Annotated in this window: 15 protein-coding genes; 2 read left to right on the forward strand and 13 right to left on the reverse strand. The window is 65.6% G+C overall.

What is annotated here, in order from left to right; translation table 11 throughout:
* Nucleotides 1–12: 12 nt before the first annotated feature.
* The 10 genes from ACQP1T_RS12770 to iolC form a co-directional block, all read right to left on the reverse strand.
* Nucleotides 13–891: an alpha/beta hydrolase family esterase gene (locus tag ACQP1T_RS12770; RefSeq protein WP_433760184.1), complete on the reverse strand. Its 879-nt coding sequence runs from the start codon at nucleotides 889–891 to the stop codon at nucleotides 13–15.
* A gap of 177 nt (nucleotides 892–1,068) precedes the next feature.
* The gene (locus ACQP1T_RS12775; protein ID WP_433760186.1) at nucleotides 1,069–2,259 is read right to left on the reverse strand and encodes an MFS transporter; all 1,191 of its coding nucleotides are present in this window, start codon (nucleotides 2,257–2,259) and stop codon (nucleotides 1,069–1,071) included.
* Complete coding sequence (locus ACQP1T_RS12780; protein WP_433760187.1) at nucleotides 2,253–2,831, reverse strand: histidine phosphatase family protein; 579 nt, start codon at nucleotides 2,829–2,831, stop codon at nucleotides 2,253–2,255. The genes ACQP1T_RS12775 and ACQP1T_RS12780 overlap by 7 nt, the downstream gene beginning before the upstream one ends.
* Complete coding sequence (locus tag ACQP1T_RS12785) at nucleotides 2,818–3,606, reverse strand: SDR family oxidoreductase (protein WP_433760188.1); 789 nt, start codon at nucleotides 3,604–3,606, stop codon at nucleotides 2,818–2,820. Before ACQP1T_RS12785 ends, ACQP1T_RS12780 begins: the two co-directional genes overlap by 14 nt.
* 6 nt (nucleotides 3,607–3,612) lie before the next feature.
* Nucleotides 3,613–4,872 carry an ATP-grasp domain-containing protein gene (locus ACQP1T_RS12790; protein WP_433760189.1) on the reverse strand — a complete coding sequence of 420 codons (1,260 nt, stop codon included), beginning with the start codon at nucleotides 4,870–4,872 and terminating at the stop codon, nucleotides 3,613–3,615.
* Nucleotides 4,860–6,092, reverse strand: coding sequence for an ATP-grasp domain-containing protein (locus ACQP1T_RS12795; RefSeq protein WP_433760190.1), 1,233 nt, complete (start codon nucleotides 6,090–6,092; stop codon nucleotides 4,860–4,862). The genes ACQP1T_RS12790 and ACQP1T_RS12795 overlap by 13 nt, the downstream gene beginning before the upstream one ends.
* The gene (locus ACQP1T_RS12800; RefSeq protein ID WP_433760192.1) at nucleotides 6,089–7,192 is read right to left on the reverse strand and encodes a radical SAM protein; all 1,104 of its coding nucleotides are present in this window, start codon (nucleotides 7,190–7,192) and stop codon (nucleotides 6,089–6,091) included. Before ACQP1T_RS12800 ends, ACQP1T_RS12795 begins: the two co-directional genes overlap by 4 nt.
* 174 nt (nucleotides 7,193–7,366) lie before the next feature.
* Nucleotides 7,367–8,248 carry a 5-deoxy-glucuronate isomerase gene (gene iolB / locus ACQP1T_RS12805; protein WP_433760194.1) on the reverse strand — a complete coding sequence of 294 codons (882 nt, stop codon included), beginning with the start codon at nucleotides 8,246–8,248 and terminating at the stop codon, nucleotides 7,367–7,369.
* Nucleotides 8,249–8,253: 5 nt separating this feature from the next.
* The gene (locus ACQP1T_RS12810; protein WP_433760195.1) at nucleotides 8,254–9,186 is read right to left on the reverse strand and encodes a Cgl0159 family (beta/alpha)8-fold protein; all 933 of its coding nucleotides are present in this window, start codon (nucleotides 9,184–9,186) and stop codon (nucleotides 8,254–8,256) included.
* The gene (iolC, locus tag ACQP1T_RS12815; protein ID WP_433760197.1) at nucleotides 9,183–10,148 is read right to left on the reverse strand and encodes a 5-dehydro-2-deoxygluconokinase; all 966 of its coding nucleotides are present in this window, start codon (nucleotides 10,146–10,148) and stop codon (nucleotides 9,183–9,185) included. Before iolC ends, ACQP1T_RS12810 begins: the two co-directional genes overlap by 4 nt.
* 191 nt (nucleotides 10,149–10,339) lie before the next feature.
* Here iolC and ACQP1T_RS12820 point away from each other — a divergent pair, with 191 nt between their 5' ends.
* Nucleotides 10,340–11,077 carry a GntR family transcriptional regulator gene (locus ACQP1T_RS12820; RefSeq protein WP_433760198.1) on the forward strand — a complete coding sequence of 246 codons (738 nt, stop codon included), beginning with the start codon at nucleotides 10,340–10,342 and terminating at the stop codon, nucleotides 11,075–11,077.
* Between the two features lie 72 nt (nucleotides 11,078–11,149).
* Nucleotides 11,150–11,983 (forward strand): 2OG-Fe(II) oxygenase, encoded by an 834-nt coding sequence (locus ACQP1T_RS12825; protein ID WP_433760199.1) that lies wholly within the window; start codon nucleotides 11,150–11,152, stop codon nucleotides 11,981–11,983.
* Nucleotides 11,984–12,016: 33 nt separating this feature from the next.
* Here the strand turns inward: ACQP1T_RS12825 and ACQP1T_RS12830 are convergent, their stop codons facing one another.
* The 3 genes from ACQP1T_RS12830 to ACQP1T_RS12840 all read right to left on the reverse strand — a co-directional run bounded on the left by ACQP1T_RS12830 (nucleotide 12,017) and on the right by ACQP1T_RS12840 (nucleotide 14,025).
* Nucleotides 12,017–12,562: a DUF2165 domain-containing protein gene (locus ACQP1T_RS12830; protein ID WP_433760200.1), complete on the reverse strand. Its 546-nt coding sequence runs from the start codon at nucleotides 12,560–12,562 to the stop codon at nucleotides 12,017–12,019.
* A 378-nt stretch (nucleotides 12,563–12,940) separates the two neighbouring features.
* Entirely contained in the window at nucleotides 12,941–13,228 is a 288-nt protein-coding gene (locus tag ACQP1T_RS12835) for a hypothetical protein (RefSeq protein WP_433760201.1), read from the reverse strand.
* Between the two features lie 125 nt (nucleotides 13,229–13,353).
* The gene (locus ACQP1T_RS12840; RefSeq protein ID WP_433760202.1) at nucleotides 13,354–14,025 is read right to left on the reverse strand and encodes a hypothetical protein; all 672 of its coding nucleotides are present in this window, start codon (nucleotides 14,023–14,025) and stop codon (nucleotides 13,354–13,356) included.
* Nucleotides 14,026–14,064 lie beyond the last annotated feature (39 nt).

Genomic DNA, 14,064 nt, shown 5'->3' on the forward strand with positions numbered 1-14,064 from the left:
GCGGGCCGGGGTTCAGAGTTGGCGGGTTGATGCTGGGGTCAGGAGGGGGTGGGCGAAGTGCCAGATCTGGTCTGCGGCGTCGAATTCGAGGGTTGTGGCTGCGGCGGGGGAGTTCGCCCATTCCGTGGGGACTGGTGTACCCGGCCAGGTGTGGCCGCCGCCGAATACTGTCCATGCGGTGACCTGGGTTCCGCCGACGCCGCCGGTTACCGTGTGGCGGCTCGAGTTGTCGGTCGTGATCGGGTTCTCGTCGTCCACACAGTGATCGAGGCTCTGCCAGTGTCGGGCTGTTTCGAGCAATCCCAGTGTGCGGCCGCGAGGTTCGCCGTTGGCGCCACGGCGACCGGAGTAGCCGCCGGTGATCGGTTGAATCGGGTCGGCATCGCCATTGATGAGCATCGCCGATACCGCGTGGGTGGGCCGCACATCCAACAATGCCGCAGGGAGGCCCCCGGCGACGGCGGCGAACACCGGTACTCGATCGGCGGCTTCCAGCGCGAATCGGTGAGACATGAACGCGCCGTTGGAAATACCGGCTACGAGTGTCCGATCCGGGGCGGTGCCGAACCGGTCGGCGCACCAATCGATCACCGCGCGCAGAAACGACACATCGTCCACCCCCGCTTCGTCGGCCGTTGTGACCCCGCGCCCATCGGCCCAGCAGCCGCCGTGACCGTCGGGATACGCGACGGCGATGCCCCATTCGTCGGCATGGGCGGCGAAACTGGTCCAGTCGTACATGATCGGCCGGTCATACGTCCTCGTGCTGCCCGATTGATTCCCGTGCAGCACGAGTACCAACGGCGCATTCCGCCCGCGCGGCGGACGCACGGCAAAACTGCGCGCGAGCCCGTCGATGGTCAGCTCACCGGCTACCAATTCATCGCCCACCAGCAGAGGTATACCATCGTCACGACCACCACTCCGGAACAGCTTCACCGAGCTACCAGTAGGTGCCGGTGAGCGTGCCATCCGAGCAATGACCATCGGTCCAGCCTCGCCCGACGCGGTTTGCCGCACAATCGCCATTCGTCCAGATCTGCTGGGGCGCAGTTGCACTGCTCGGTTTCAGGCGTCGACAAGATGTGCGGCGCGGCGCTGCGCCCAGCGCGCTGTCGGCCCGATGCCGAGTCCGGCGCTGAGAAGTATGCCGCCGAGCAGAATCCATCCAACCGGGCCCCAAGCTATGCAGATCAGGCTCAGTAGAGCCGGGGCGGCGGCGATGAAGGCTCCCGTTCCCATGCCGAAGATCCCTTGATAGCGGCCCTGTGCGTGCTCCGGAGCCAGCGCGAAGCTCATCTCGAATTCGCCTGCGGCGTGGCCGATTTCACCCAATGTGTGCACTATCACCGCGAGCGTCAGCACCGTCACGGCGAATACCGGCGAACCTGCGCCGCTTACGCAGACCAGCAGGCAGCCCAGTGCCAACAGGACAGCGGCCCTGCGGGTGATGGCAATGCCATCGGCGATGGACTCGACGCCGCGGCCCGCCCGCACCTGGAGACAGACGACGAGCACGGTGTTCGTGAGCAGCAGCGGCGAGACCAGCCAGGCCGGAGCCGCCGTATGCGTGACGATCCACAGCGGCAGTGCCACGGTGAGCACCGCATACTGCAGGGACAGGACACCGAATATCGCGGTGACGGCCAGGAACGGCAGGTCCAACCGGTCCGGGCGCACAGTGCGCTCGGGGCGAGGCAGCGGCCGCTGGCCTGGAATACGCGCGATTATCAGCGCGGTGAGCAGAAAACTGGCGGCATCGACGAGGATCAGCGCCGAATACGCTGTGCGCGTATCGGATCGGATGACCAGACCCGCACCGGCGGCACCCACAGCCACGCCGATATTGGTGACGGATCGCAAATACCCGCGCAGCCGCGCTCGCGCATCCCCGCCGATCCGTGCGATCAGCGCACCGCGCACCGCTCTGCTGCCCTGCTCGGCAATCCCGACCGCGGCCGCGACGACCACGAACACCGCGAAACTATGAACCAGGACAAGACTTCCGGTGGCCAGCGCCTCGGCGGTCAGCGTGACCAGATAGATCTCACGCGCACCGAAGCGGTCGGCGAGGGCACCCACCACAGGTCCCGCACCGAGTCCGGCCACGCCAGCGATCGTCAGTCCGATTCCCACGTCGGTGCCGCTCAGCCCGACCGAGCGGGTCAGAAAGAGCACCGCACCGGCGAGATACAGACCGTTGCCGATGGCAGTGATCAGCACCGCGCAGGCCAGTGCCCGAGCGGCCCCACTCACCATAGGAGCATGGCTTCCGCAGGTCCGGGACACGGCAGCTCCGCCCATTCACCGGGCGGTATATCGCGGAGCGCACCGATGAGCGCCAACGCCGTATTCGCATGGGTGACCACGACGAAGCGCCCGGTGGTCCGGGGCCGCCCAGCGCAATGGTCGAGCACCACGGGAACGGCCCGCCGCGCCACCGCCGCCAGTCCTTCCCTGCCGTCGAACGCGCCGATATCACCGGCCAGCCAGCGGGCGTAGCCATCTCGGCTGGCACTGGCGATTTGGCCTCGAGTACGGCCTTCCCATGATCCGAGCGATTCTTCGCGCAGCCCGCTGTCGATCGTGATGTCGTGCGGGTCGAGTTCGGCGGCCAGGGCGATTGCCGCGGCGGTTTGTCGTGCCCGGGTCAGATCGCTGCTGAGGATGCTTTCCGGTCGCGGTCGCCGCAGTGTTCTGCCGAGTTCGGCCGCGCGGGTCCGACCCTCGGCTGACAGGGGGATGTCGGTATGACCGCTGAATCGCCCCGCTCGTGACCATTCGGTCGGGCCGTGCCTGGCAATGACGATCTCCCAATCAGGTGCGGCCACCGGAGCCGCCCGAGACATCGATGGAACTACCGGTCACATAGGAGCAGATCGGTGAAAGTAGCAGTGCCGCAACGGGAGCCACCTCCCGCGCCGTTCCGAAGCGCCCCAGCAGTATGTCCCGGCGGCTCGCCTCGCCCGCGGACCAGTCCGCGAAGGGTTCGGTCGACCCGGAGGCGAGATATCGGGCGTGCTGCCGGTCGGTCGCGATCGCGCCGAGGCTGATCGCATTGACCAGAATGCCGGACGGTGCCAATTCGACAGCGAGCGAACGGGTCAGATTGGCCACGGCGGCGCGGGTGGCGCTGACGGCGGCCATGCCCGGCTCGGGCGTGTGTGCGGTGACACCGTTGACAACCACCACCCGTCCGGCGTCCGACTCGCGCAGCGCGGGCAGCGCCGCGGTGACCAAGTTCAGCACCGATCCCACCTTCACCTGGAATTGGTTGTGCCACTCCGATTCCGGTGTGGCCAACACGCCGCCGGAGACTCCGGCTCCCGCATTGGCCAACACACCGTCGAGCCGTCCGAATCGCTCGAGCGCCTGTCCGACGGCCTGTTCGAGGGCAACCGCATCCCGTACGTCGGCGGTGTGCGTCAGCAGCCGATCGGTGTGCTCAGGTGGCAATGCGGCACGCATCTGCTCCAGCGCCGCGGTGTCTCTCGCGCAGGTCGCGACAGCGGCACCTTCCGCGAGCAGCAGCGCCAGCACTGCTCGTCCGATGCCGCGGCTGCCGCCCGTGACGTAATAGGCGCGCCCGGCCAGTCCGAGATCCATTGCGGGTCAGCGCCTTACCGTCGCGGGTTCGGATAGCGTGTGCTCGTCCAGCCATGCGATGACCGAGTCGTAGACCCGTCGCACACCGATGTGGTCGTCGCTCGCGAGCAGCGCATCGATCACATAATCCGACACCTTCGCGGCCCGTCCGGGGCGGTCATCCCGGTGGAAGCGCACGACGCCGGGCAAATCGCAGCGCAGACCAGCGGGAAGCGATCGCGGGGACCGCGGCACCACGATATCCCCATAGCAGCGGCCGGATTCGGGCAGTGTCCGTTCGATCGCTACCTCGATGCCAGCCTGCCCCAGGCAGGATGCCCATTCCAGATCGATACCGAGTGCTTCGCAAGCGATCAGGTTCAGATTGCCGCCACCCGTGCGGCAGGCGATCTCGCAGAGCATCGGGCCATGGCCCGGGTGATCGAAGAGCTCGCAATGAAAACTCATGGTCTCCGCCGGGGCGGGCACTGCGCGCAGCAGCCGGGTGAGGTAATCGCGGGCCGCCGTGACGCGCGGATCGTCGGCGTCGAGCAGCAGAATGCCATGCGGCGCCAGCTCGACGAGCGAGTGCAGGCAGGTCCGGGTGTATGCCCCGACCATCACGGCCCGGACCTGTCCGGCTCGCATCAATCCGTCCACCGAAAGCATCGGTGCCGCAACCCATTCCTCGACGAGGTAATCGGTGGGGTCGTCACACGACAGCGCGCGGTCTCGCACCCAGGACTCGATCTCAGCCCGATCGTGCAGCACGACGACGCCGACCGAACCCGACCCGTCGACCGGTTTGACCACGACACCGTCGGGGTGGCTGTCCGCGAAGTCCATCAGGGTGGAAACCGAGTCGACGAGCCGGTGCTCCGGAATACCCAGCCCGGCCCCGCCTGCCAGTGATTTCATGACGGATTTGTTCCGAAACGCGGTGGCCGATGCCAGGGTCTGCCCCGGAATATCGAGGTGGTCGCGAAGTTCGGCGGCTCGGACGAGATCGCATTCGCTCAGCGCGATGATCCGGTCGAAGGGCTCGTCGGCATGTGCGGCCGCCACCGCTTGATCGACAGCTCGGTTGCGCTTCCAGTCCGGAAAGAGGCGCGAGGTCGAGTATTGGTGTGCGCCAGCAAGAAAGGCGCGACTGGCAGCGGTGTCTTCCGCGAAAAGTGTTGTCTGGATGCCGAATTCCGATAGCCAACGATCGTAGCGATGTGTAGTCAGCGGCTTCTTCGACAGCACCGCCACCCGCCGCGAGCGCTCGCGGGTCAATTCACCCACCGGACCTCCTCGCTCCACCAGCGCGTGGTCTCCCGGATTCGCTCCCGCACCTGTTCGGCGGTGTCGGCATGCACCTCGACCGCCGCGGCCGAATGCGCGGCGAACTCGGGTCCGTGCGCGAAAGTGCCTGCGGGCATGTGTAATTCGATCTCGGTCCCAGGAACCGGACAGGCACCCGTTGGCGGCTCGAATCGGCCATGTCCCGGCGGGAAGAGTACCCAGCCACCCTGGCGCCGGGGGGCGGTGGGTTGATGCCTCAGTTCGAGGCCGAGTCCGCACTGCCCGCGCAGATTCTCCCGGGACAGATGAACACCGAACGCTTCCCGATAGGTGCGGGCGATGAGGGCGCCGCCGGTTCGGGAGGCGACCTCGCACAGCACCGGCCTGCCGTGCGCCGGTATCCATGCCTCCAGGTGGAAGCTCGTCGGGAAGGAGGGTGTCGGAAGTGTGCGGTGGACATCGGCGGCAAAGCGTTGCAGCAGAATGGTTCTCGGGTCATCAGCGGCGAGCAGTACGCTGGACAACTCGGACTCCCTCTGTGCCGCTTCGGCATTGCCGCTGTTGTACTGGCTGGGCCAGCAGTGCACCACCGCCGCGTCGGCTATGACGCCGTCCACATGGAAGAAATCGCCGTCGATGTATTCCTCGGCGATCCACCGTCCCGAACGCTGTGGCGCGGCGGGCAATTCGCCCGCGGTCAGGAATGCGGTGACATCCGCTTCGTCGCGCAGGATGCGCACACCGATGGATGCGGAGCCGCGCCGCGGTTTCACGACGACGGGAAGTGCTACCTCCTCGATGAACTCGATCAGGTCGGTCGGCCCATCGATCGCCCGCAGCCGAGGGACCTGCACTCCGGCCGTATTTTTCATGATCAGCTTGTCGCGGTAGGCGAGCGCGGATGCCATTGTCTGCCCTGGCAATCCGAGCCGGTCGCGCAGTCGTGCACTGCGCAGCACATCGTCCTCACTCGAACTGGCTACGAGACCGACACGGTGTTCGCGCGCCGCGCATTCGGCCGTCCACTCCGTAAACCACGATTGGTAATCCGTTACGGTCCGGCAGTCCCGAAACCGCCCCGGCACGTCCGCGCCGACATCAGCCAACGCCCCCGGCACGGTGATGAGAACGGTGTCGGTCACGACCTCGGCGAGCCACTCGTGTAGCGGGCGTTCGATGAGCGGTTTGCGCGAGAGGAGCAAGATCCGCTGCGGACTCATTCGGCTTTGACGACAGCGAGCGGCAATAGCGACGCGGGCTTCCACTCGGGCGCGGGGTTCACCACCGCGGTCGGGGACGACCAGTTCAGCCGCGCCGGACACGACGCGACACCGTTGGCGTCCATGATCTTCGGATACAACTCGCGGCGGCGTTGCACGCACGCGAGCAGACCGCCGTCCTCGGGAAACCAGCTGCCGAGGTACTCGTCGGAGAAATTGCACACCAGCGCATGGCCGCAGGGCTCACAGTAGATCTTGGCCACATTGGCGCAATCCTTGACCGTGAATCCCAGATTTCGCGCGGGCGGATAGCAGGAGACGGTCACCTCCGGACCACCGGGTTGCTGGATCTCGTCGTACAACTCTTCCATGATTCCGGTGAACCGATCGAACAGCACTTTCGGACTCAGGCTCAGCTCGGTCTGATTGGCCGCCGCGAGTCCGGACGGAATCCACGGCTTGATCTGCACGACATCGACGCCGATCTCGCGCATGATGCGATAGATCCGCGGTGCCTCGTCGAAGTTGTGCTTGCCGAGCCCGATTCGGATGAACACCCACAGTCCGGCCGCCTTGGCCAGCCGGATATTGCGCAGGATCAGTTCGGCGTCACCGTATTTCGAGCCCTTCATCAGGGCGGCCAAGCGAGCGGCATCGGCGGTGTTGTAGGTGACCTTCACCCCGGACAACTTCATATCGACCAGTCGGGCGATTCGCTTCTCGTCCAGCAGCGTGCCATTGGTCACCAGGCGCGTGGTGATGCCGCGTTCGCCGAGCGGTCGGAAGACCTCCTCGACGAGATCCAGCGCCATCAGGGGCTCACCCCCGGTGCCGTAGACCGCCTCGGGGCGTTCCGGCTCGGTGGGCGAGTCGATCCAGTCGAACAGTGACTGTGTGAAGCGCCCGGTATCCAACGGGTTCAACCGTTTCCCGATGTAGTCCTCGTTCACGCAGAAGATGCACGACCGATTGCATCCGTCGAGAAATTTGACCTCGACGCCGTCGACCGGCAGGTAACCGGCCAAATCGGTTTGCGGGAAGTTCTCGACCCGGAACTTGCGGTATTTGTCCGAAAGCGCGTCCCGCTCGATGGTCGTCACGACATCTCCTGTCCTGGAGTCGTTTCCGCACTCGTTGCCCGCTCGGTGCCGAGCAAAAGCGTTGGGGTGCAAGAAGAGCAGCCCATTGCGAGCCAGGACAGATTGTGCGTCATCGGTCAGGAACGGGCTCTTCCCCGCACTGAGAACTCGATGGCGCAGTTGATCGGCGCGGACTTACGGCCGAGTCTCCTTCGCGCCCACGGGAAGTCGCGGGTCGATATCCATATCGGCCCAGGTGCCGCGCAGCCACGTCTGCGCCGGGTCGTCGCTGATCCGCCAGGCCCGCTCCGGCCCGGGACCGGCCATGATGTTCAGGTAGTACATGTGATAGCCGGGCGCAGCGATGGACGGGCCGTGATAGCCGTGTGGCACCAGCACCACATCGCCGTCCCGGACCTCCTCGAGCACATCGATCGGTCGCTCCGGCGTCCCGTACACGCGGTGGTACCCGAAGCCGGGCGAATCGTCTGCGCCACGGGCGAATTCGAAGTAGTAGATCTCCTCGAGCGGGGTCTCGGTATCGGACAGTTCGTCGTGTTTGTGCGCCGGATACGACGACCAGTTGCCGCCTGGCGTGATCACCTCGCAGGCGATGATCGAATCGGCCTCGAAGGCGTCCGCCGTCGCGAAATTGTGCACCTGGCGACTGCAATTGCCCGCACCGCGCAACTCCACCGCCACATCGGCCGCGGGCACATAGCGCAGCGGCAGCTGCCGCTGGGCGCGGGCGCCGCCGAGTGCGAATCGTCCACCGCCCGTACTGGTTACGGTGTAGGAGCGGTCCCTTCCGATGTATGCGAAATCGGTCGGGCCGTCGAAAACGCTATTGCGCCCGGCTAATTCGTACGTCTCGCCAGCACTGGCCACGGTGCACGATCCGGATAGCGGCACCACGACGATCTCCTCGGAACGGCTATGTGTGCGATGCGACTGCCCCGGCGCGAGCTCGATGACGTGCAGGCTGGCGTGATCCCACCCGGCCGCCTCCTGGGTGAGCGCCACCGTGTACGGCGCGCGGTAGGTACGGGCGGCGGGTACGTAATGCTTGCTGTGCATCGCGCTCACCGCACCAGCGATACGGCCGTATCGACCGCACTCGCGACATCGTCGTTCGGCGGATACAGCAGCGCACGGCCCACGATGAGGCCCCGAACACCCGGCAGCGCAAGGGCTTTCGCCCATCGTGCGTAGGTTTCATCGGGACCGGTCTGCGGATCCCCGCCGAGCAACAGGGTGGGCAGGGTGGTGGCATCCATGACCCGCTCCATCTCCGCGACAACGGGCAGCTTCAACCAGGTGTAGGCCGAGGTGGAGCCCAACCCCTGCGCCAGATGCACACTCTTGATGACCGCATCCGGTGACAGATCGTTGACCACCTGGGTTCCCGGCCCGGCGGGTCGGTGCGAGATGAACGGCTCGAGCAATGCGGTCAAACCGAGCTCGGCGAGTTCATCGATGGCGGCTGCGCTCGCGGTCATCATCGACAGGGTGCCGGGATCGGTGAGATCGAACCGGTTGAGCATCTTCGCGCCGTTCAGCCCGGCCGCGGCGGTCGCGCGCGCGGTATATCCGGTCATCCGATCGTCGAGTTCGAAATCCGCGCCTGCGATGCCGCCGCGGTTCATCGAGCTGAAGACGACCTTGTCCTCGAGCGCCCCGAGCAGTAGCAGATCCTCGATGATGTCCGCGGTGCCGAGCACGCCGTCCACGCCCGGCCGGGCCAAAGCCGTCACCAACCGGTCCAGCAGTTCCCTGCGGCTGTTCATGGCGAAAGGGTTGCCCGACGCCGACAGCGCGCCGCGAGCCGGATGGTCGGCGGCGATGATCATCAACCGCCCGTCGCCGCGCACCAGACCGCGGCGGGTTCGGGTGGCGAAAGCTCTGGCGATGGCGGCGGGGTCATCCGCACGCAACTCGGTCAGCTCGGCATAGGACAGCCGCACCCCCGTTGGTGCCGAGGTCGATTCGGGCCCGCCGCGCGAGGCTACCTTCATTTCCGGGCCTTTCCAATCAATGACAGCGCGACGAGATCGTCGATTTCGGCGCTGGTCGGCATGGCGGTGGAGCATTCGAGCCGGGCGGCCACAATGGCACCGGCGGCATTGGCGCGGCGCAGGATGGTCTCCAGGTCCCATCCGGCCAGCAGGCCGTGACACAGGCTGCCGCCGAAGGCATCGCCCGCACCGAGGCCATTGACCACCTCGACGGTGGCCGGTGGCACCACCACCGATTCGTGGCGAGTCTTACCGAGCACGCCATCCGGCCCCAGTTTGACGATGGCAAGTTCGACACCCAGGTCCAATAGCGCGTCGGCGGCACGATGCGGGTCGGTCTCGTCGACGGCGATGCGGCATTCCTCGCGGTTGCCGACCGCCACCGTCACCTGGGTCAGTGCCTCGCGCACGTGTGTGCGGGCCTCGTTCTCCCCGGCCCAGAACATCGGCCGGTAGTCCAGGTCGAGTACGGTCAGCGGCCGCCGTTCCCGGATCGACCAGGCATCGAAATGCGCTGCACGAGAGGGCTCTTGGGACAATCCGGTGACCGTCGACCAGTACACGCCCGCGCCGCGGATGATGTCTGGATCCACCTGGCCGCCGGTGATCTGCAGGTCCGGTGCGCTGGGTTCGCGGTAGAAGTACAGCGGGAAATCGTCCGGCGGGAAGATCTCGCAGAAGGTCACCGGGGTCGGCAGGCGATCGGTGGTCTGCACGAGGGCATCCGATACGCCGAGCCGAACCAGTTCGCGCCGCACATACCGACCGAAGGGATCGGCGCCGACGCCGGACCACAGCGCGGTGCGCCGACCCAGCCGCGCCGCCGCGACGGCCACATTGGCGGCGCTGCCACCCAGGAACTTGCCGAAGGTGTCGACATCCTCCAACCCCACTCCGGATTGGAGTGGATAGATGTCGACACCGACCCGACCGGTCGACACGACCTCGAATTGAGCATTCACAGGCTGACTCCAGGGTTCGGTCCTAGGGGATGGGCATCGCCGCGTATCCAGACTGTGCGCGCGCCATACCTACTTGTCAAGACTTTGTAAGGACATATGGACTTACAGACATAAGCAACAAGCCTTCTCGGTGTGATTTACAGTGGACGAAACGGCGCTCACCTGCGCCCGCTCGCCCCGAGGAGCCGACGATGCCCGCGCCACTGGATGTCGCGATCGACCGCACCAGCCCGGTCCCGCTGTATTTCCAACTGGCACAGGGCATCGAGAACGCCATCCTGGAAGGGCGGCTCGCCCCGGGAGACCGCCTGGAGAACGAGCTGGACCTGGCCAAACGGCTCAATCTGTCCCGGCCCACCACGCGGCAGGCGATCCAGGGTCTGGTCGATAAAGGACTGTTGATGCGCAGACGTGGGGTGGGTACCCAGGTGGTGCAGAATCAGGTGCATCGCCCGGTCGAATTGACCAGTCTGTACGACGACCTGCTCACCGCTGGCCAGGAACCGACCACCGAATTGCTCGACTATCAGCTCGGCGCTCCGGATCCCGATATCGCCGAGGAACTCGGCGTGCCCGAGGACGCCCGCTTCGTCACGTTTCGCAGGCTGCGCCGCGCCGGGAGTGAGCCGCTGGCCGTCATGACCAATTACGTGCCAGCCGAATTCGCCCCCGCCCCCGACCAGCTCGAACTGCACGGATTCTATGAATGCCTGCGGGCCAAGGGAATTCACATCGCACTCGCGCGCCAGCGGATCGGTGCGCGCGGCGCAACCAGGACCGAGGCGCGGCTGCTCGACGAGCGTACGAACGCGCCGTTGCTGACCATGCAGCGGGTCGCCTTCGATGATTCCGGGCGTCCGATCGAAATGGGCAGGCACGTGTACCGGGCCTCGCGGCATTTCTTCGACACCACGGTGCTGAGCCGCTGACGCATCGCATCCGACATAATTCCCAACAGCGGAAAGTCGGCCCGCGGATATCGGCGCATAAACTCTGGGAATATGACGACGACAATGGATGCTTCGTGGCGGAACTGGTTACAGGAAAATCTCGCACGGGGTTGTTCTGTCGAATCGGTAGTCGAATCGATGATCAGGGGTGGTTTCGACAAGGATGTCGCCGCGGCGGCCGTACGCGCTTTGCTGGCGGGAGAGCTTCCGGGCCCCACGCGCTACGAGTACGACACCTGTCCCGTTTCGTCCGATCGAATTATTCACGCGCACGACCGCGCGATCCACTCGATATTGCGGGTGGAGCAGCCGCAGTTGATCCTGTTCGCCAACGTGCTTTCCGACGAAGAATGTGATCAGGTCATCGAGCTGTCCGAAGGTAAATTGCAGCGGTCCACGATCGTCGATCCCGCCACCGGGCGTCCGGAGGTAGTTGGGAATCGCTCCAGCGAAAGCACGTCTTTTCAGTTGTCCGAAACCCCATTGATCGACCGACTCGATCGGCGGATCTCCGCCCTGATGAACTGGCCATTGGAAAACGGTGAGGGCCTGCAAATTCTGCGGTACGGGGCCGGTGGCGAGTACCGTTCCCATTTCGATTACTTTCCGCCGGACCAACCCGGCCATATCGCGCATATCGCTCGCGGCGGTCAGCGGACGGCGACTCTCGTCGTCTACCTCAATGACGTCGAAGACGGCGGTGATACTGTCTTTCCTGAGGCAGGCATTTCGATTTCTCCGCGCAAAGGCCATGCGATCTATTTCCGATACTTCAACGACCTCGGACAGCTCGACCCGGCCACGAAGCACGCCGGAGCGCCGGTCCTGTCCGGCGAAAAATGGATCATGACCAAGTGGATGCGCCGCTACCCCTACTCTGGTTGAGGTGCGGCTCGCGGGCAGGCGAAAGGTCTTCTGCTACGGCTTCTCTCGGGATTCGGAGCGGCTCGACATGTGCACGAGGATGAGGCCGACGGCGGCTATGAGGAAGTTCTGCAGCGCCGCTGATGTGGCGTTCACTTGTTTATTCGCCCACATCCGGAACCATTCGCCGCCGATGGTGAGGAAGCCGCCCGCGAACAGCAGCACGGCCATGGTCCAGCCGAGACTCGACAACTTCGCTGCGAGTGCGGTTCTGGCGGAGTTCCGGCCGAACAGTGCCCACCAGCCGGTCGCTGCCCCCGCGAGCAGCACGAAGCCGGTCAGATACTCCCAGGTCACAATGAGGATGTAGGCGATAAGGACGGCCGTGCTGTTGGTGATGGCATGCCAGTCGACACCGGAGTGGTGGATCGTGGCTTGCATCGACAGCACCGCCTGCACACCGCGCCGGTTGGTATCGGTATCGATACAGTTGGTGACCGCGACGATCAGGTAGTACAACGCGGTGATCGATGCCAGCACCGTCACGGCCGCTTCCCGGCTCCCGGCCACATCCAGGAACCGCTTACCACTCAGACCCACATCCGCCACCTCGGTCGATTGGCACAAGATTTCGCCGCCCGCAACTTCCAGCGGCTACCCGCGCCATCATACTTCACTCCGCAAGATTCGAAATGCTGTGATTCACAAGGCTTTCGACTCACCCCCACGCACCGTCTCGCTGGCGCGATCAAGATCAGGTGAAATCTATGGCGGCATCGGTCGAGAAGCTACCGCCCTCAGTTCCACCTGATCTTGATCCGGGGCCGCCACTGCGGATCCGGTGGGCGCGGTGTGGGTGTCGCGCTCGATGTGCGGGCGATTCATTGCGATCACGCGGCTACGCCGACGAAGTGCGGCGGTGGACTGTCGGGGCCACCGCCGCGCTCACATCATCGGGATGTGTTGGGCTGCGAGGGGTTACTGAGCGGACTGGCACTGCGGCGGTGGACCTTGCGGGTGATCGCCGGGCGGCGGCCCATCCGGGTGATCGCCAGGAGGCGGGCCCTGGTGGTCGCCGGGCGGCGGGCCATCCGGGTGGTCACCAGGAGGCGGGCCCTGCGGGTGATCGCCAGGAGGCTGGCACTGCTGTCCGGGCACCGGTCCCTGTTGTCCGTCGGCGCTCGCCGCACCGGCTCCGATGCCGAGCATGCCGAGCGCGACGGCACCGGCTGCTGCCGTCACTGCCAGCTTCGATGTGAAACTCATCTGCATTCCTCCTGTTGTCGGATCAGATCCGAAACCGTCGGCCACTTGTTCGGTCGACCCCGAGAATCGTTGAGCCCCAACATTTGTCCATCGTTGGTGGAAGTTAAGTGCCAGCTATGAACCGATCAGTTCCCGCTTCGACTCTGCCCGCCGTCCCTGCCAGCCCCGGACGTACCGTCGCCGAACTGGCCTGGCCCGCCGCTCATTTGACCCGATCCGCCGTTCATCGCACCCGGACCCCCGCTAATACCACCCGGCGTGGCGGCATTGCCCGCGGTGATCGAGGTCGCCGTGGCTGTGCCATCGGCCTTGGTGGCGCGAATGCTCACCGTATCCCCGGCCTGCACCGTCGACGCGCTGGTCGCGCCGGAGATGGTGTAGGTCTGGGTGTAATTGTCGCTGCTCGTGGCGGTGATGGAGGTCGCGCTCACGGCGGTGACGGTGCCGGTCTGGGTCAGCTCGGTGGTGTAGCCGCCATTGCCGTCGGCGACGACGAACTCCCCGTGTAGCGCAGCGGGAATCATCGCATTGCCGGAACCGGGCCCACCCGCTTGACCGGACCGACCCGACGCGCCGTTCATCGACATCCCGATGCCGCCGGGCCCACCCGGCCCATGGCTGCTATTCGAATTGGATGACGCCGCGTAGATGGCGCCGCCGCCCGCCGCGGCGATCGCTCCGGCGATTCCGACCGCGGCCAGGGTCTTCTTGGTGGACCAGGTGCCCGCCTGCGCGGGCTGTGGTGCGCCCCAGACCGTGTCGGGTTCCGATGGCGGCTGCTGAGTGGGATGGCTCATGGTGCTCCTTGCGGTGCGGACCGGATAAGTGCTCGGATC

This window comes from Nocardia sp. CA-135398 (genome assembly GCF_050955845.1).
Taxonomy (GTDB): domain Bacteria; phylum Actinomycetota; class Actinomycetes; order Mycobacteriales; family Mycobacteriaceae; genus Nocardia.